Source organism: Sphingopyxis sp. EG6 (assembly GCF_003609815.1).
GTDB lineage: Bacteria > Pseudomonadota > Alphaproteobacteria > Sphingomonadales > Sphingomonadaceae > Sphingopyxis.
This window is the reverse complement of record NZ_AP017603.1, coordinates 568,757-585,846: the sequence shown is the minus strand read 5'-3', so window position 1 is coordinate 585,846 and position 17,090 is coordinate 568,757. Positions and strand designations below refer to the sequence as shown.

General features: G+C 65.6%; 16 protein-coding genes. 8 read left to right on the top strand and 8 right to left on the bottom strand.

Going from position 1 to position 17,090, the window contains the following annotated elements; all coding sequences use genetic code 11:
- Positions 1-28 precede the first annotated feature (28 nt).
- Positions 29-1,114: a branched-chain amino acid aminotransferase gene (locus SPYCW_RS02900; RefSeq protein WP_120215515.1), complete on the bottom strand. Its 1,086-nt coding sequence runs from the start codon at positions 1,112-1,114 to the stop codon at positions 29-31.
- A gap of 78 nt (positions 1,115-1,192) precedes the next feature.
- Here SPYCW_RS02900 and SPYCW_RS02895 point away from each other — a divergent pair, with 78 nt between their 5' ends.
- Positions 1,193-1,705, top strand: coding sequence for a MarR family winged helix-turn-helix transcriptional regulator (locus tag SPYCW_RS02895; protein ID WP_120215514.1), 513 nt, complete (start codon positions 1,193-1,195; stop codon positions 1,703-1,705).
- Positions 1,706-1,827: 122 nt separating this feature from the next.
- On the opposite strand, the gene proC is transcribed toward SPYCW_RS02895, so the two are convergent.
- Both proC and SPYCW_RS02885 read right to left on the bottom strand, forming a co-directional pair.
- The gene (gene proC / locus SPYCW_RS02890; protein WP_120215513.1) at positions 1,828-2,658 is read right to left on the bottom strand and encodes a pyrroline-5-carboxylate reductase; all 831 of its coding nucleotides are present in this window, start codon (positions 2,656-2,658) and stop codon (positions 1,828-1,830) included.
- A gap of 20 nt (positions 2,659-2,678) precedes the next feature.
- On the bottom strand, positions 2,679-4,388 hold the full coding sequence (locus SPYCW_RS02885) for an alkaline phosphatase family protein (RefSeq protein WP_232014810.1): 1,710 nt from the start codon (positions 4,386-4,388) through the stop codon (positions 2,679-2,681).
- Positions 4,389-4,455: 67 nt separating this feature from the next.
- Here SPYCW_RS02885 and SPYCW_RS02880 point away from each other — a divergent pair, with 67 nt between their 5' ends.
- The 5 genes from SPYCW_RS02880 to SPYCW_RS02860 all read left to right on the top strand — a co-directional run bounded on the left by SPYCW_RS02880 (position 4,456) and on the right by SPYCW_RS02860 (position 9,010).
- Complete coding sequence (locus SPYCW_RS02880; RefSeq protein WP_120215511.1) at positions 4,456-6,522, top strand: protein-disulfide reductase DsbD family protein; 2,067 nt, start codon at positions 4,456-4,458, stop codon at positions 6,520-6,522.
- 115 nt (positions 6,523-6,637) lie between these two features.
- Positions 6,638-7,378, top strand: coding sequence for a TlyA family RNA methyltransferase (locus SPYCW_RS02875; RefSeq protein ID WP_120215510.1), 741 nt, complete (start codon positions 6,638-6,640; stop codon positions 7,376-7,378).
- A gap of 61 nt (positions 7,379-7,439) precedes the next feature.
- Positions 7,440-7,991: a TspO/MBR family protein gene (locus SPYCW_RS02870; RefSeq protein WP_120215509.1), complete on the top strand. Its 552-nt coding sequence runs from the start codon at positions 7,440-7,442 to the stop codon at positions 7,989-7,991.
- A gap of 38 nt (positions 7,992-8,029) precedes the next feature.
- Positions 8,030-8,338, top strand: a complete 309-nt coding sequence (locus SPYCW_RS02865; RefSeq protein ID WP_120215508.1) for an accessory factor UbiK family protein — start codon at positions 8,030-8,032, stop codon at positions 8,336-8,338.
- A gap of 165 nt (positions 8,339-8,503) precedes the next feature.
- Positions 8,504-9,010: a YbjN domain-containing protein gene (locus SPYCW_RS02860; protein ID WP_120215507.1), complete on the top strand. Its 507-nt coding sequence runs from the start codon at positions 8,504-8,506 to the stop codon at positions 9,008-9,010.
- Positions 9,011-9,120: 110 nt separating this feature from the next.
- Here SPYCW_RS02860 and SPYCW_RS02855 read toward each other — a convergent pair whose 3' ends face one another.
- The 5 genes from SPYCW_RS02855 to SPYCW_RS02835 form a co-directional block, all read right to left on the bottom strand.
- Positions 9,121-10,074 carry a right-handed parallel beta-helix repeat-containing protein gene (locus SPYCW_RS02855; protein WP_120215506.1) on the bottom strand — a complete coding sequence of 318 codons (954 nt, stop codon included), beginning with the start codon at positions 10,072-10,074 and terminating at the stop codon, positions 9,121-9,123.
- Positions 10,075-10,276: 202 nt separating this feature from the next.
- A complete protein-coding gene (gene metH, locus SPYCW_RS02850) occupies positions 10,277-12,901 on the bottom strand; it encodes a methionine synthase (protein WP_120215505.1) in 2,625 nt (874 codons plus the stop codon).
- Between the two features lie 117 nt (positions 12,902-13,018).
- Complete coding sequence (locus SPYCW_RS02845) at positions 13,019-14,068, bottom strand: homocysteine S-methyltransferase family protein (protein ID WP_120215504.1); 1,050 nt, start codon at positions 14,066-14,068, stop codon at positions 13,019-13,021.
- Positions 14,065-15,003, bottom strand: coding sequence for a methylenetetrahydrofolate reductase (gene metF, locus SPYCW_RS02840; protein ID WP_120215503.1), 939 nt, complete (start codon positions 15,001-15,003; stop codon positions 14,065-14,067). The genes SPYCW_RS02845 and metF overlap by 4 nt, the downstream gene beginning before the upstream one ends.
- Positions 15,000-15,992, bottom strand: a complete 993-nt coding sequence (locus SPYCW_RS02835) for an ArsR/SmtB family transcription factor (protein WP_120215502.1) — start codon at positions 15,990-15,992, stop codon at positions 15,000-15,002. Before SPYCW_RS02835 ends, metF begins: the two co-directional genes overlap by 4 nt.
- Before the next feature lie 230 nt (positions 15,993-16,222).
- Here SPYCW_RS02835 and SPYCW_RS02825 point away from each other — a divergent pair, with 230 nt between their 5' ends.
- Both SPYCW_RS02825 and SPYCW_RS02820 read left to right on the top strand, forming a co-directional pair.
- A complete protein-coding gene (locus SPYCW_RS02825; RefSeq protein ID WP_120215500.1) occupies positions 16,223-16,543 on the top strand; it encodes a hypothetical protein in 321 nt (106 codons plus the stop codon).
- Between the two features lie 187 nt (positions 16,544-16,730).
- On the top strand, positions 16,731-17,027 hold the full coding sequence (locus SPYCW_RS02820; protein ID WP_120215499.1) for an entericidin EcnAB: 297 nt from the start codon (positions 16,731-16,733) through the stop codon (positions 17,025-17,027).
- The last annotated feature ends 63 nt before the right edge of the window (positions 17,028-17,090 follow it).

The following is a 17,090-nucleotide window of genomic DNA, read 5'->3' as shown; positions in this document are numbered from 1 at the left end:
CGCGCCGCCGCCTATTGCAAGGCGCCGCTTAGAGCCGCGTCACCCAGCCGTGCGGATCGGCGGCGCGGCCGCGCTGGATGTCGACCAATTTGTCTTTCAGCATCCCGGTCACCTGTCCGGGACCACCAGCGCCGATCGTAAAGCTGGTCTGCCCGCGCGTGACCTTGCCAACCGGGGTCACCACCGCGGCGGTGCCGCAGGCAAAGCTTTCGGTCAGCTTGCCGCTCTCCGCATCGGCCTGCCACTGGTCGATCGCATAGGGTTCCTCGCGCACCGTCAGCCCGGCGTCGCGCGCCAGCGTGATGATCGTGTCGCGGGTGATGCCGGGCAGGATCGTACCCGTCAGCGGCGGGGTCACGATGCTGCCGTCGCCCATCACGAAGAACATGTTCATGCCGCCCAGTTCCTCGATCCAGCGATGTTCGGCGGCGTCGAGGAAGACGACTTGGTCGTGACCCTTGGCGATCGCCTCGCGCTGCGCGATCAGGCTGGAGGCGTAATTGCCGCCGCATTTGGCGGCGCCGGTGCCGCCGGGCGCGGCGCGGGTATAATCTTCCGACACCCACAGCGAGATCGCCGGCGCGCCCGATTTGAAATAATTGCCGACGGGCGAGGTGATGACGAGGAACTGATATTCGGCCGCGGGCTTCACCCCCAGGAACACCTCGCTCGCGAACATGAAGGGGCGCAGGTATAGCGCGCCGCCATCAACCGGCGGAAACCAGCTTGCGTCGGCAGCGACGGCTTCCTTGACCGCGGCGATGAACAGATCCTCAGGCATTTCGGCCATCGCCATGCGGCGCGCGCTGGCGTTGAAGCGCGCGGCATTGGCCTCGACCCGGAACAGCGCCATCGACCCGTCGTCGAGGCGATATGCCTTCAACCCCTCGAAAATCTCTTGCGCATAATGCAGCACCGCGGTCGCCGGATCGAGGGTCAGCGGCCCGCGCGGCATGACCTGCGCGTCGTGCCAGCCCTGCCCCTCGGTATAGCGGATCGACACCATATGATCGGTAAAGACCCGCCCGAACGCCGGGTCGGCGATCGCCGCCGCGCGTACATCGTCCGCAACGCGATTGGGGTGCGGCAGATGGGTGAAGGCGGGAGCGGACATGCGAAAACACCTATGGTCATGGGGTCGATGGAGCGCGCCTCTTGCCAAAGACCCGCGCGGCGCGCAACGGTAGTGACCATGGCTGAGGAAAATTTTCTTTCACAAGTGCCCGCTGCGTCTGCCCTTTTCTTGCGCGAAGACGAAGTGCGTCGCGGGATCGAATTTCTGTTTTTCGCGCATGCGTCGCTGTGGCGGTCGATCGACGCACAGCTGGCCGAACAGGATCTGGGGCGCGCGCATTACCGCGCGCTTTACTTCATTGCGCGCCAGCCGGGGCTGACGATTTCGGACCTGCTGGCGCTGCTCGCGATCACCAAACAGTCGCTGGGGCGCGTGGTGAAGGAACTGGAAGCGCGCGCGATGTTGACGACGCGCCCGGGCAATCGCGACCGGCGGCAAAAGGAGCTACGGCTGACCGAGGCCGGACGCGCGATCGAAGCCGCTATCTTCGTGCTGCTGCGCGACACGATGAGCCGCGCCTATACGCACGCCGGGCAACAGGCGGTGACCGGGTTCTGGCACGTCAGCGAGGCGTTGGTCCCGGCGCGCGATCGGAAACGCATTGCGGCGCTGGGGAAAGATGTAGGTTAGCCAGCTTCCGGCACAAATCGAGCCACTGATCACCGTAGCCCTGAGCTTGTCGAAGGGCGCCTCACCGATATGCGCCCTTCGACAAGCTCAGGGCTACGGTTCAATCCAATCGTAGGCGGCGGTCAGCCCTCCCCCCGCGCCAGATCGGCGAGTTCGCGGCCGCGGTCGCGCGCCGCGCGCAAGACGTTGGTGAGCAATGCAGCGAGCTGTCCGTCGCTGTCGAGCACGTCGAGCCCGGCCTGCGTGGTGCCACCCTTGCTCGCGACCTGCGCGATCAGCGTTCCCGGCTTTTCGCCGCTGTCGGCGAGCAGCGCGGTGGCGCCGCCAAAGGTTGCGGTGGCCAGCGCCAGCGCATCCTCCGCCGACAGACCCAGCCGCTCACCCGCCGCAGCGTAGGATTCGATCAGCCGAAAGACGAAGGCGGGGCCGCTGCCGGTAAAGGCGGTGATCAGATCCATCGTTGTATCGTCGGCCAGTGTCACCGTCTGCCCCAGCGGATCGAGCAGGCCCGCGATCGCCGCATGATCGGCCTCGCCCAGCGTCGCGACCGCCGTCACCCCGGCGCCGATACGCGCGGCCAGATTCGGCAGGATGCGGACGTGCGCGCGGGCGCCCGGAAAGCGCGCCGCAAGATCGGCGAGCGACACGCCCGCGAGGATCGACAGCAGGTGCGTGTCCCCGGTTGCCAACGGCGCGAGGACATCGGCGACGTCGCTTAGTTGCTGAGGCTTCATGCCCAGCATGATCCAGTCGGCGGCGGCGCCCGCGGCCTGCCAGTCGGCCAGCGCCGCATATTGGACGATGCCCTCGCGCGGCGCCGCAATGGGATCGACGATCGCCACCTGCGCGCGGTCAAGCCCCGCCGCGAGCCAGCGATCGAGCATCGCCCCCGCCATATTGCCGCAGCCGACCAGCAGCAACCGGTCGGACAAGTTCCGCAAATCCATCGTCATTTCCGTTTCTTTTCTTGTTCCTAACGGCAACTGCTGTCGGTGCCTGACAACAGGTCAAGGCAACGTCCGTCGATTTTCCCCGCGTCGACTGGCAGACCGATCAGCGACGCCAGCGTCGGCAGGATGTCCACGGTCATCACCGCATTCGGCTGTTCAAAGCCGGTCAGCCCCTTGCGCCAGAACAGCATCGGGACGCGCCGGTCATAGTCCCACACCGACCCGTGCGTGGCGACATAGCCAAGCCCCGATTCGGGAATCGGGGTGACGCGCGGTTTCAGCACAACGACAAAATCGCCCGAGCGGTCCGGGTGGAACGATGCGCGCAGCTTGTCGTGCAGGCTCCAGGTGTCGGGCGCGCGATTCGAGATGGGCCGGTTCGCGAGTTCATCCGCGGTTATTACCGCCTCGATCTGCGGATGCGCGCGCAGCCGGGCCAAAATTTCGTCCTGCGCGGCCTTGCGCTGCGCCGGGGTCAGCGCTTTCGACAGATACATGTCGCCGAACGGCCCGTCGCCATAGAGCAAGGGCTGCGGCAGGCCGAGCTTTTCGGCGACCGCCTTTCCGAGCGCGTCGGGGTCGAGCGCGCGATCGACGCGCTCGGCGGCGGGCCAGCCATTCTGGCGGTTGCGTTCGGGCATGTCGTGCCCGCCATGATCGGCGGTGAGTGCGACGGCATAGTCGATGCCCGTCGCGTCGAGCCGCGCAAAGAAATCGCCGAGTTCGCGGTCGAGCCCCATCATCTGGAGGCACATTTCGCTGCCCTCGGTCCCTGCGCCATGGCCGACATAATCGGTCGCCGACAGCCCGACGATCAGCAGGTCGGTGCCGCTGCCCTCGCCCATCTTGCGAACCTGACGCAAGGCCGCGGCGGTCGCGAGCACCGCGCCGTCGGCTTCGGGCGAGGCCATGAAGCGGCGGAAGTCGCCCGCGTCGCGCGCCATCCGGCCCGTGCCGACGGTCGCGCCCTTGTCGCCGACGGGGATGGCAATGTCGTGCGCCGTGCAATCGGCGGGCAGTGCGAGCCCCGGGCGCGGCTGCGCGATGGCGGCGGCGATCGCCGCACCGGCCTGCGCCGCGGTCGGCGACAGGGCAGTGCCGCGGTAGCTGGTGAGCCCGGTGGGCGCGAGCCACATCAGTTCGTCGGCCTGACGCCCGCCCATCATGATCGCCGCGCGATCCTTGCCCGCGACCGACACGACCTGCGCCTTCGGATCGCGCGCCTTCATCAGATCGCCGAGCGTCGGGACGAGCAGATGGTTCACCGACGGCGCATATTTGCCGCCGCCCGAAGCGGTGCCGGCGACACTTTCGTCCTCAGCGCAATAGACGCGCTTGTCGTCGCGCGCGACCGACAGGTCGAAATAATTATTGGCGACAATGCCCGCGCGACCGGGGTGGCTGCCGGTCAGGATGGTCGCGTGGCCCGGGCAGGTTTCGGTAGCGCCATGCGCCTGATAACCCGACGGGAACACGACGCCCGATGCCAGCCGCGCCAGCCCGCCGGTAAATTTGCCGCGATATTCGGCGAACAGATCGGCCGAAAACTGGTCGACCGCGACCATCACGATCAGCTTTGGCGGCGGCGTCGCGGCGGTCACCTTCGCAACCGGCGGCGCTGAATTTTGCGCGAAAACGGTGGTGGCGCTACCGACGCAGAGGGTGGCGGCGAGAGCGATTTTGAGATGTTTCAGCGTCACGAGCGGCGTCTCCGTCAGGCAGGGTGTCAGCACGGGCTGTCCTGTCGGCGAAAGCCGCCTATATGGCAAGCCTCGACAGATGGATGACAGCGGAACGGGCATGGATCGCGGCAACGACCTTTTTGTGACAAGGCTGTGGCAATCGGTGCTGGTGCTGCCGGCGCTCGCGCTGCTCGCCGTCAGTCCCGCGCAGGCGCAATCGACGCATATCCAGCCAAAGCTGGTTGCGGAAACCGCCGCGCCCGCGCCGGGCGGAACGACGACGCTGGCGCTCACCATGACCCCCGACAAGGGCTGGCACGGTTATTGGATCAACGGCGGCGACGCCGGGTTCGGGCTATCGGTCGAATGGAATTTGCCGGAGGGTGTGACGGTCGCGCCGCTGCGCTATCCGGTGCCCGAACCGCTGATCCTGTTCGGCATGATGAACCATGTTTACGAGCATCCCTATGCGCTGCTTGCCGATGTGGAAGTGGACGAAAGTGTCGCGCAGGGGAGCGACCTGACCCTGTCGGGGGTCGCCAATTGGCTGGCGTGTACCGACAAGGTTTGCGTGCCGGAACGGTCCGTTGTTTCCGTTGCGCTGAAAGCTGGCGATGGAGCGGTGCCAGCCGCGTCGCGCAGCCGCTTCGACAGCTGGCGCGCGTTGTTGCCGCAGCCGCTCGATCGCAGCGGAACGTGGGAGCGGCGCGGCGATATGGTGCGCTTTGCTATTCCCCTGCCCGCCGAGTCAGCGCTCGACGCGCCCTATCTGTTCGCGCAGACGCAAAATCTGGTTGATTATGCCGCGCCGCAAACTTTCAGCCGCAACGGCGATTTCATCATCGTCGAGACGCGCGCAAAGGGAGAGGCGAGCGGGCCGGTCGCGGCGCTGCTCAAGCTCGGCGAAGGGCGCGGACTGTCGGTGCAGTTCGAACCGGGCGCGGTCCCCGCCGCGGGCGAGGCGATTGCAGGCCCGACGGGCGCGATCGACTTGGGGCTGTTCTGGACCGCGCTCGGCGGTGCGATCCTCGGCGGGCTGATCCTGAACCTGATGCCCTGCGTCTTTCCGATCCTCAGCCTGAAGGCGCTGAGCCTTGCACGCTCGGGCGGCGATGCGCGGTCGGCTCAGGTCGAGGCGCTCGCCTATACCGCAGGGGCGATCGTCACCGCGCTGCTGCTCGGCGCCGCGCTGGTCGCGCTGCGTGCGGCAGGCGAGCAGGTCGGCTGGGCGTTCCAGTTGCAGCATCCGGTCAGCGTGCTGGCACTGCTGATCCTCGCGATTGCGATCACGCTCAACCTGCTGGGCACCTATGAGCTGCCGTCGTTCGGCGGCGGGCAGGCGCTGGCGGGCAAGGAGGGCGCAGCGGGCGGCTTCTGGACCGGGGCGCTTGCCGCCTTTGTCGCGACGCCGTGCAGCGGGCCGCTGCTCGGCGCGGCGCTCGGGGCGACGCTCGTGCTGCCCGCATGGGCGGCCCTGCCGATCTTTGGCGGCCTTGGACTCGGCCTTGCCCTGCCCTTTCTCGCGGTCGGGTTTGTCCCGACGCTGCGCAACCGCTTGCCCAAGCCCGGGCCATGGATGGCCAAGTTCCGCAAGTGGATGGCGCTGCCGATGGGGCTGACCGCGCTCGCGCTCGGCTGGCTGCTGTGGCGGCAACTCGGCAGCGGGTCGCAGCTGATCTGGCCGATCGTCGCGGTCGCGATGGCGCTGGTGCTGCTCACCCATTATGGCGCGATGCAGCGCGGCGACCGGCGGTCTTGGCTGCTGATCGCCGCGGGCGTGCTCTTCGTCGTTGGCCTGGGCGGCACGGTGACGGAGGTTGCCGACGCCGAACGCACGGCGAAGGCGAGCGGATCGACCTTCTCCCCCGATGCGCTCGCCAAGGCGCGCGCCACCGGCAGACCCGTGTTCGTCTATTTCACCGCCGACTGGTGCCTGTCGTGCAAGGCGAACGAGGCGGGCGCGATCAACCGCGCGGCGGTGCAGACGGCGTTCGACAAGGCGGGCGTCGTCACGCTGGTCGGCGACTGGACCAATGGCGATCCGGTCATCACGCGGACGCTGGCCGAACATGGCCGCAACAGCGTGCCGCTGTATCTGTGGTACGCGCCGGGGACGGCGCAGCCCGAGATCCTGCCGCAGATTTTGACGCCGGGGATGCTTACGGACAAGGTCAAGGCGAAATGATCGCCCCTGATCGTCATTGCGAGCGAAGCGAGGCAATCTCCGGCTATCGGCCTCTGCCGACGATAGCTGGGGATTGCCGCGTCGCTTCGCTCCTCGCAATGACGAGGTTAGGCTGATGGCCAAGGTCCGCGCCGACCAACTACTCGTCGATCGCGGGCTGGCCGAAAGCCGGACGCGGGCGCAGGCGCTGATCCTTGCCGGGCTCGCATTCGTCGGCGACCGCAAGATCGACAAGGCGGGGCAACAGGTCGCCGATGACGCCGATGTGAGCGTCAAGGGGCGCGACCATCCGTGGGTGTCGCGCGGCGGGATCAAGCTTGACCATGCGCTGACGCACCTCGGCTGGGATGTGACGGGCGTGGTGGCGATCGATGTCGGGTCGTCGACCGGGGGGTTCACCGACGTGTTGCTGAGCCGCGGTGCGGCGCGCGTCTATGCGGTCGATTCGGGGACGAACCAGCTGGCGTGGAAGCTGCGTCAGGACGAACGCGTCATCGTCCACGAGCAGACGAGCGCGCGCGTCCTGACGCCGGCCCACATCCCCGAACCGATCGACCTGATCGTCTGCGACGCAAGCTTCATCGCGCTGTCCAAGGTGCTGCCGGTGCCGATGTCGTTCGCCAAGCCGGGGGCGCGTATCGTCGCGCTGATCAAACCGCAGTTCGAGGCCGAACGGCACGAGGTGGGCAAGAAGGGGGTCGTGCGCGACGCCGCGGTCCACGCGCGGGTGTGTGCGGCGGTGCGCGATTGGCTGGAACAGAACGGCTGGACGGTCGTTGAAACGGTCGAAAGCCCGATCACCGGACCGGAGGGTAATGTCGAATTTCTGATCGCCGCGGTCAAAGCTGCCGCTTGACGCCAGCCCCGCCCGCCGCGACATCCTAGATCAGCCGATTCCCGCGCAAAGGACCATGTGCATGACCGAGATCGCTACCCCGGGACAACTTCGAATGTCGTACCTTCGCTGGGCGATGGTGACCGTCCCCGCGATCGTCCTGATCGGCAGCCTGATGGGGGTGCTGTCGAACAGCGGTTATGGCAATCGCTGGTTCGCCGCGCTCGACCTGCCCGAGATCACTCCGCCGGGATGGGTGTTTGCCACCGTCTGGCCGATTCTTTACATCATGCTCGGGCTGGCGCTCGCGATGATCCTGCACGCGCGCGGCGCGAAGGGACGCGGGCTGGCGCTGACGTTGTTCTTTGTCCAGCTGATCGCCAACTTCGCCTGGTCGCCGCTGTTCTTTGGCCAATATCAGGTGACGAAAGCGCTATACCTGATCATCTTCATCCTTCTGACAACGATCGCGACGACCTTTGCCTTTGCCCCGATCCGCAAGGCAGCGGCGTGGCTGCTGGTCCCCTATATGGTGTGGCTGAGCTTTGCCGCGATCCTGAATTTCCAGATCGACCAGCGTAATCCCGACGCCGAAACCCTTGTCCCCGCCGCCGCCAGCACCCAGATAGGGTGACGGCAAGGGACTGAGACGTCCGATAAAGGAATTTTGAGATGCAGAGCGAAAACCGCTTTTTCGACGATCTGGCGAAGATGGTGAACGGCATTGCCGGTACGGTCGCGGGCGCTGGCCGCGAAGCCGAGGCCGCGATGCGCGACCGCGCCAAGGAATTTGTCGGCCGGATGGATTTCGTCAGCCGCGAAGAATTTGAAGCGGTGAAGCAGATGGCCGCGACCGCGCGCGCCGAAGCCGAAGCGCTGAAGGCGCGGCTCGACAAGCTGGAAGGTGCGGCAAAGCCTGCGGCTGCACCGAAAGCGGCGGCGAAGTCTGCCGCGAAGCCGAAAGCGGCACCGAAGGCCTAATCGTCGCCCCCGCGAAGGCGGGGGCCGCAAGCGGCCTTTTCCTGCGTCGCCGAGTAAACCGCCAGCGGCCGCGTTCAGAGGCACGTGACTCTGAAACGCCCTTCGCGGGGGCGACGGAATATTCGCGGACTCGCGTCGCAGGACAACACCCGCTAAAGCGCCCCCATGAGCGACGATATTTACGACGATGACGACGGCCAGGACGCCGCGCCGATGGACATGCTGGCGTCCTATTTTGCCGCGCATGACTGGCCGCACGAAATGGTCGGCGAGGACGAGATTGTCGCGACCGCGCAGGGTAGCTGGACGGCGTACGAGCTGCGCGCGGTGTGGCGCGCCGACGATGGCGTCATCCAGCTGCTCGCCTTCCCCGACATCCGCGTCGTCGAGGAAAAGCGCGCCGTGGCGCACGAAGCGCTGGCGCTGATCAACGAACAATTGTGGCTCGGGCATTTCGAGCTGTGGTCGAACAGCGGAACTATATTGTTCCGGCACGGGATGTTGCTGGGCAGCGATGGTTCGCTGGCGCTCGACATGACCGAGACACTGATCGAAAGCGCGATCGACGAATGCGAGCGCTTTTACCCGGTGTTCCAGTTCGTGCTGTGGGGCGGCAAGTCGCCCGCCGAGGCGTTGGCGGCTTCGCTGATCGAAACGCGAGGCGAGGCTTAACGCTCACCCCGGATCCGTTCGTGTCGAGCGAAGTCGAGACACGTTGGGATCGCGCTACCCTTCGCGTGTCTCGACTTCGCTCGACACGAACGGATTTGGGAAGTCTGGGCTCAGCGTTTCTCGAACCGCGTCAGCCCCGCACCCAGCTCATTCGCCCCGATCGCCAACGCCTCGCCGCTCCAGTCGGCAACGAACACCGACTTGCGCCCGATACCGGCGGGCAGGCTGGCGCGGTTGCCGGCAATCGACAGCCCGCGCGACGGGTTCTTCCGCTCCTCGGCTGCGACTGCGATCAGCGCCGAATAATTTTCCTTGTCCTTGCCCTGAACGAACATGTTGTTCGCGATCTGGCCGACCGATCCCGACGGCAGGTCGATCATATAGTTGGTCGCCGTGCCTTGGGTGTCGTCGAAACTATTGTCGTTGATGTCGACCGCGATTGCACGGGTTTTCAGATAATGGCCGCCGCTGCCCTTTTCGAAGCGCGTCCGCGTGACGACGACCTTGCCGTAAATGCCGGTGTAAACGCTGTGCGCGCAGCTGAGGCCGCGGTCGCAGCGGCCGAGGCGCGAAAAGGTCGAGCGGTCGATCGTCAATGTCGCTTCGGGATCGTCGGCGGTCAAAATGCCCTGTTCGCTGGCCCGGAACAGGCTGTTGACGATCTCGAGATCGCTTTGCTCCAGCCGGATCCCCGCACCATTGCCGTCGGGGACGCGCATGTTCTGGAACACCAGCCCGTCGACCCGCGCGCCTGCGCCGCGCAGCACCAGCGCCGCCTTGCCCTCGCAAGTGACGCCGTCAAAAATCGCGCGGCCCGGTTCGGCGGCGACAAAGGCGATGCGGCCCGCGGTCTGCACCGCACAGTCGCGGTGATAGCCGGGCGCAACACGGATCGTTCCCTCGCCTTCACCGATGGCATCGACCGCATCCTGAAGGCGATTGAAGCCGCGGCCATCGACGCTGTACGGCGCGCCGCCGGTCTGCGCGGGGAGCGGCGCCGGGGCGAGGAGGAGCGGCAGGGCGAGCAGCGGCAGCAGGGGCCGACGGAAGAATGACTTGAGCATGGGTCGGCCATAGCGGTTTTTACGGCTACAGTCGTTGGCGAAGCTGGTTAATCCTTGGCGTGTCCTGTTGTCGGACAGCCTAATATCCAATCGTTACACTGGTGCGTCCCCGCGAAGGCGGGGACCCATCACCTGCCGGTTAGATATGGCACCGACCGGAGATGGGCCCCTGCCTTCGCAGGGGCACGCGAGTTTCAACCGCTCAATCCAAATTTGGCCGCAGCCAACGCGTCGCGGTTTCCAGATCGACGCCGCGGCGGCGCGCATAATCCTCCAGCTGGTCGCTGCCGATCCGCGCGACGCCGAAATACTGGCTTTCGGGGTGGCCGAAATAAAAGCCGCTCACCGCCGCGGTCGGCAGCATCGCAAAGCTTTCGGTCAGCACCAGTCCGGCATTTTCCTCCGCCGCCAGCAGTTCGAACAGGATCGGTTTCAGGCTGTGGTCGGGACAGGCGGGATAGCCGGGCGCCGGACGGATGCCGCGATATTCTTCCTTGATCAGCGCCTCATTGGTCAGCTGCTCGCCCGGGGCATAGCCCCAGAGCGTCGTGCGGACATGCTGGTGCAGCCGCTCGGCAAAGGCTTCGGCGAAGCGGTCGGCGAGCGCCTTCAGCAGGATGTCCGAATAATCATCCTTGTCGGCGCGGAAGCGTTCCGAATACGAATCGATGCCGTGGATCCCGACGGCGAAGCCGCCGATCCAGTCGCCCGCCGGATCGATGAAGTCGGCGAGACACATATTGGCGCGGTCGCGGCTTTTCTTGATCTGCTGGCGCAGGAAGGGGAGCGTGACATGACGTTCTTCCTCAGCGAGGTGGATCGTCACATCGTCGCCGTCGCGCGCGCAGGGCCAGAAGGCGCAGACCCCGCGCGCGGTCAGCCATTTCTCGGCGATCAGCTTGTCGAGCATTGCATCGGCATCGGCCTTGAGCGCGCGCGCCGTCTCGCCGACCACCTCGTCGTCAAGGATCGACGGATAGGTGCCGTGCAGTTCCCACGCGCGGAAAAAAGGCGTCCAGTCGAAACATTCGCGCAGATCGTCGAGCGACCAGTCGTCGAAGCGGTGCAGGCCGGGCTGGAGCGGCGGCGCGGGCTTGTCGCTCAGATAGGCGTCGTAATAATTGGCGCGCGCTTCCTCGAGCGTGTGGAGGACGCTCTGCCCCTTGCCCGCGCGCACGTCGCGGATATGGGCGTAATCGTCTTTGTAACCCGCAACATAGGCGTCGCGCCCGGTATCGCTGACCAGCGCAGTCGCAACGCCGACCGCGCGGCTTGCATCGAGGACGTGGAGCACCGGTCCCTGATAGGCGGGATCGATGCGCAGCGCCGTGTGGACTTTCGACGTCGTCGCGCCGCCGATCAGCAGCGGCATCGTCATGCCGGCGCGTTGCATCTCTTCGGCGACCGTCACCATCTCGTCGAGCGAGGGGGTGATGAGGCCGCTGAGGCCGATCATGTCGGCGTCATTCTCGTTCGCGGCTTCGAGGATTTTGCTCCACGGGACCATCACGCCGAGGTCGACGATCTCGAACCCGTTGCACTGGAGCACGACGCCGACGATATTCTTGCCGATGTCGTGGACGTCGCCCTTGACGGTCGCCATCACGACCTTGCCCTTGCCCTTGGCGCCGGGTTCCTTGGCGGCCTCGATAAAGGGGAGCAAGTGCGCGACCGCCTTCTTCATCACCCGCGCCGATTTCACGACCTGCGGCAGGAACATCTTGCCCGATCCGAACAGGTCGCCGACGACGTTCATGCCGTCCATCAGCGGACCTTCGATGACTTCGATCGGGCGGTCCATCTGCTGCCGCATCTCTTCGGTATCGTCGACAATATGCGCGTCGATGCCCTTGACCAGGGCATGTTCGAGCCGCTTGCGCACTTCCCAGCCGCGCCATTCCTCGGCGGCTTTTTCCTGCGCGGCGGTGGTGCCCTTGTAGCGTTCGGCAAGCGCGATGAGGCGTTCGGTGGGCGATTCTGCCTCGCCCTCGACCTTGCGGTTGAGGATCACATCCTCGCACGCGGTGCGCAGTTCGGGGTCGATCGTGTCGTAGACGTCGAGCTGGCCGGCGTTGACGATCGCCATGTCGAGCCCGGCGGGGATCGCATAATAGAGGAACACGCTGTGCATCGCGCGGCGCACCGTCTCGTTGCCGCGAAAGCCGAACGACAGGTTCGACAGGCCGCCCGAGAAATGGACGTGCGGGCAGCGGACGCGGATTTCCTTCACCGCCTCGATAAAATCCACCGCATAATTGTCATGTTCTTCGAGCCCGGTGGCGACCGCGAACACATTGGGGTCGAAGATGATGTCCTCGGGCGGGAAGCCGATGGTCATGAGCAGTTTGTAGGCGCGCTCGCAAATCTCGACCTTGCGCTCTTTCGTGTCCGCCTGTCCGACCTCGTCGAACGCCATCACGACGACCGCGGCGCCATAGGCCATGCACTTTTTCGCATGGTCGAGGAACTGTTCCTCGCCTTCCTTCATGCTGATCGAATTGACGATCGGCTTGCCCGGAACGCACTTCAGCCCCGCCTCGATGACGCTCCATTTCGAGCTGTCGATCATCACCGGAACGCGCGCGATGTCGGGTTCGGCGGCGATGAGCTTCAAAAAGGTCGTCATCGCATATTCGGCGTCGAGCAGACCTTCGTCCATGTTGACGTCGATGACCTGCGCGCCATTTTCGACCTGCTGGCGCGCGACTTCAACCGCCGCGGTGTAATCGTCGGCGAGGATGAGCTTCTTGAACGCCGCGGAGCCCGTGACGTTGGTGCGTTCGCCGATGTTGACGAAATTGGTGGCGGAGGCGGTGGTTTCGGTCATTTCGGTCTTCTTCTCCCCTCCCGCTTGCGGGAGGGGTCGGGGAGGGTCTGTCAAATTGTCGGGCGGCAGAGGAGCAATCAGGCCCTCCCCTAGCCCCTCCCGCAAGCGGGAGGGGGACTATGCCGCCATCGTGAACGGCTCCAGCCCGGCCAGCCGCGTGCGCACCGGCACTTGCGGAATCTGCCGCGCGGGCAATCCCGCGACTGCCTTCGCCATCGCAGCGATATGCGCGGGGGTCGAACCGCAGCAGCCGCCGAGGATATTGACCTGGCCATGATCGGCCCATTCGCGCACCAGCTCTGCGGTCGTTTCGGGCAGTTCGTCATATTCGCCGAGCTCGTTGGGCAGGCCCGCGTTCGGGTAAACCATCACCAGCGCGTCGGCGATGTCCGAGAGCACCTTGACGTGCGGACGCAGCTGCGATGCGCCGAACGAGCAGTTGAGGCCGATCGTCAACGGCTTGGCATGGCGCACCGCATACCAGAAGGCCTCGACCGTATGGCCCGACAGGTTGCGACCACTGAGGTCGGTGAGCGTCATCGAGATCATCAGCGGCAGCTCGCGGCCGACCTTTGCCTCGGCCTCCAGCGTCGCCGCGATTCCCGCCTTGGCATTGAGGGTGTCGAAGATCGTTTCGATCAGGATGAAGTCGGCGCCGCCCTCGGCCAGCGCGACGACCTGTTCCAGATAGACGTCCTTCAATTCGTCGAAATCGATCTCGCGAAAGCCGGGATTGTTCACATCGGGCGACAGCGACAGCGTCTTGTTCGTCGGCCCGACCGCGCCCGCGACAAAGCGGCGGCGCCCGTCGATGCCTTCATATTTGACCGCGGTTTCGCGGCCCAATCGTGCGCTTTCGCGGTTGATGTCGCCAACAAGATGCTCGGCGCCATAATCGGCCTGGCTGATCCGGTTGGCGCTGAAGGTGTTGGTCGACACGATGTCCGACCCCGCCGCCAGATAGGCCTCGCCGATCGCGGTGACGATGTCGGGGCGGGTCAGCGCCAATATGTCGTTATTGCCCTTTTGATCGTGCGTAAGCCCGAGCGAGCCCGCATAATCGGCTTCGGTCAGCTTACGGTTCTGTATCTGCGTTCCCCAGCCCCCGTCGGTGAGCAGGATACGCTCCTTCGCCGCGGCTAAGAGAGCTTCGCGAGCGCTGTTCATGCTGCCTGATCCTTTGCGGTCGAGACCGGTCGCAGCCCCAGCAGATGACAAATGGCATAGCTGAGTTCAGCGCGGTTCAAGGTGTAGAAGTGAAAATCGCGGACGCCGCCCGCATAGAGGCGGCGGCACATTTCGGCGGCGACGGTCGCCGCAACCAGCTGGCGCGCGCCGGGATGATCGTCGAGCCCGTCGAACAGCGACACCATCCACGCCGGGATCGCGGTGCCGCACATGTCGGCCATGCGCCGCGTCTGCGACACATTCGATACGGGCAAGATGCCGGGAATGATCGGCGCGTCGATCCCCGCCGCTACCGCCGCGTCGCGGAAGCGCAGGAAGCTGTCGGGCGCGAAAAAGAACTGGGTGATCGCACGGTTCGCCCCTGCGTCGAGCTTGCGCTTCAGATTGTCGAGGTCGGCCTGCGGGCAGTCGGAGTCGGGGTGCGTTTCGGGGTAGGCGGCGACCGAGATCTCAAACGGTGCGATCGCCTTCAACCCCGCGACCAGTTCAACCGCATTGGCGTAACCGTCGGGATGTGCGCGATACGGTTCCCCGCCCGGCACATCGCCGCGCAGCGCGACGATATGGCGTACCCCGGCCTCCCAATAGGCTTCCGCCACTTCATTGATTTCCGCGCGCGATGCCTCGACGCAGGTCAGGTGCGCCGCGGGCGGTACCGCGCTTTCGGCGGCGATGCGCGCAACGGTGGCATGGGTGCGCTCGCGCGTCGAACCGCCCGCGCCATAGGTCACCGATACGAAGCTGGGGTCCAAGGGTTCGAGGGTTCGGAACGTATCCCAAAGCTGCGCTTCCATCTTCTCCGTTTTGGGCGGAAAAAATTCGAAGCTGACGCCGATGTCACCCTCGAGATTGGCGAACAGCGGCGACGCCGCGGCGCGGCGGGCCTCGGCCAGCGAGTTCAAGTTCGACGTCATGCCGCGAGCCTTTTGGGTTGGCCGTCGCCGTCATGGGCGACCGGCGGTTGATCTTCATCGCTGCGGCGGCGGCCAAGCCAGAGCTTGACCGCCAGTTCGCCGCCTTCGAGCGTTTGGGTGTTTTCGAGGAGCAGTCCCGCCGACGCGAACCAGCCCCGGATCTGCGCGTCCGAAAAGCCAAGGCGCGCATGGGCGGCAAGGTCGCGCAGCGCCTCATCCTCGTGCGGCGCGAAATCGACGATCAGCAGGTGGCCGCCGCCGCGCAGCACCCGGCTAGCCTCGGCGATCACACGGTCAGGTTCGTGCGCAAAATGCAGCGCCTGGTGGATGACGATGCTGTCGACGCTGGCGTCGCCGACCGGCAGGTTCAGGAAATCGCCCTGCACCAGATCGACCGGAACCGCCTGCCCCGCCAGCTTGGCGCGGGCGATGCGGAGCATTTCGGGGCTGCGATCGAGCGCGGTGATGCGACGCGCGGTCGGCGCGAAGATTTCCGCCATCCGGCCGGTGCCGGTGCCGATGTCGAGTAGATGCCCGAGACGGCGGTTGTGCATCATCGCCAGCATCGCTGCCTCGACCTCGCTTTCGGCGACATGGCGCGAGCGGATTGCGTCCCATTCGGCGGCATGTTCGGCGAAATAGCGTTCGGCGACCGCGGCGCGTTCGTCGCGCACTGCCGTCAATCGGCGCGCGTCATGCGCGATGACCAAGGCTTCGCGCGTCGAAAACGGCCATTTTTCCGCTTGTCCGATGATCTCGGCGATCGGCCCGTTCTTGGCGATCCGCAGGAACACCCAACTGCCTTCCCGCCGCCGCTCGACAATCCCCGCTTCAACCAGGATACGGACATGGCGGGAAACGCGCGGCTGGCTCTGGTCGAGCACCACCGCAAGCTCGCCGATCGCGAGCTCCATTTCGCGCAGCAGCGCCACGACTCGCAGGCGCGTCGGGTCGGCCAGGGCACGAAAGATGTCGATCAGCTCACTCATGACAGTAGATATAAAGCTTTCTTTATATCTGGTCAACCGGCGGCTTCGGCCTCGATTTCTGCCGCGCGGCGCCTTGTCCGATCCGCGTTCGGTCGAAACATCCCGACCCGCAAGCAAAAGGGCGTTGCGCGCCATTTGACGAGCGAGTAATTCTGCCCGCGATTGGCATATTCCGGGATCGATCTGTTCCTGTGCCGGTCGATCTGTTCAAACCGAGAGGGGTTTCCCAAATGAAAAAATCGATCACCATGTCGCTCGTTCTCGCCGCCTCGCTGGGCCTCGCCGCTTGCGGTGAAAAGGCTGCCGACGACACCGCCGCCGCCACCGAAGATGCAGCAGCGACCGTCGAAGGTGCCGCTGATGGCGCGATGGAAGCTGCCGAAGGCGCTGCTGACGCTGCTGCCACCGCCGGCGCCGCTGCCGAAGGTGCTGCTGATGCCGCTGCCGCTGGCGACGCTGCTGCCGCGACCGACAAGGCCGCTGAAGCTGCCGACGCTGCGAAGGAAGCGACCGACGCTGCCAAGGGCGCGATGGAAGAAGCCAAGAAGTAAGCTGTTTGCGGGCCAGATTGGCCAGTGGAACAACGGGGGTCGTCGGTTCGCCGGCGGCCCCTTTGTCTATTTGGGGTCGGACGCATCCAAAGCTGACAAAAGCTATGGATTGCCAAGCCCCTGAACCCTCGCTAACCCTCTGCATCCATGACCGGTGACCCGGTCATTGCATTCGAAAGGAATACCCATGCGCAAGATCCTCATCGCTTCGATGGCCGCTGCGGCCTTCAGCCTGACCGCCTGCTCGGAAAAGGCCCAGGAAGAAACCTCGGAAGCCGGCGCCGCCGTTGCTGACGATGCTGCTGCTGCTGGCGACGCGGTTGCCGAAGGCGCCGCTGACGCAGCCGATGCGACCGCCGAAGCGGCTGCCGATGCCGGCAACGCCGTCGAAGGCACCGTGAACGCCGCTGGCGACGCTGCCGCTGCCGCTGGCGACAAGATCGAAGCCGAAACCGCCAAGGCAGAAGCCAACGACAAGCAGTAAGTCGTTGGCGCGCGTCTGAGCGTGTTACTATAAAGGGGCTCCATTCTTCGCGAATGGAGCCCT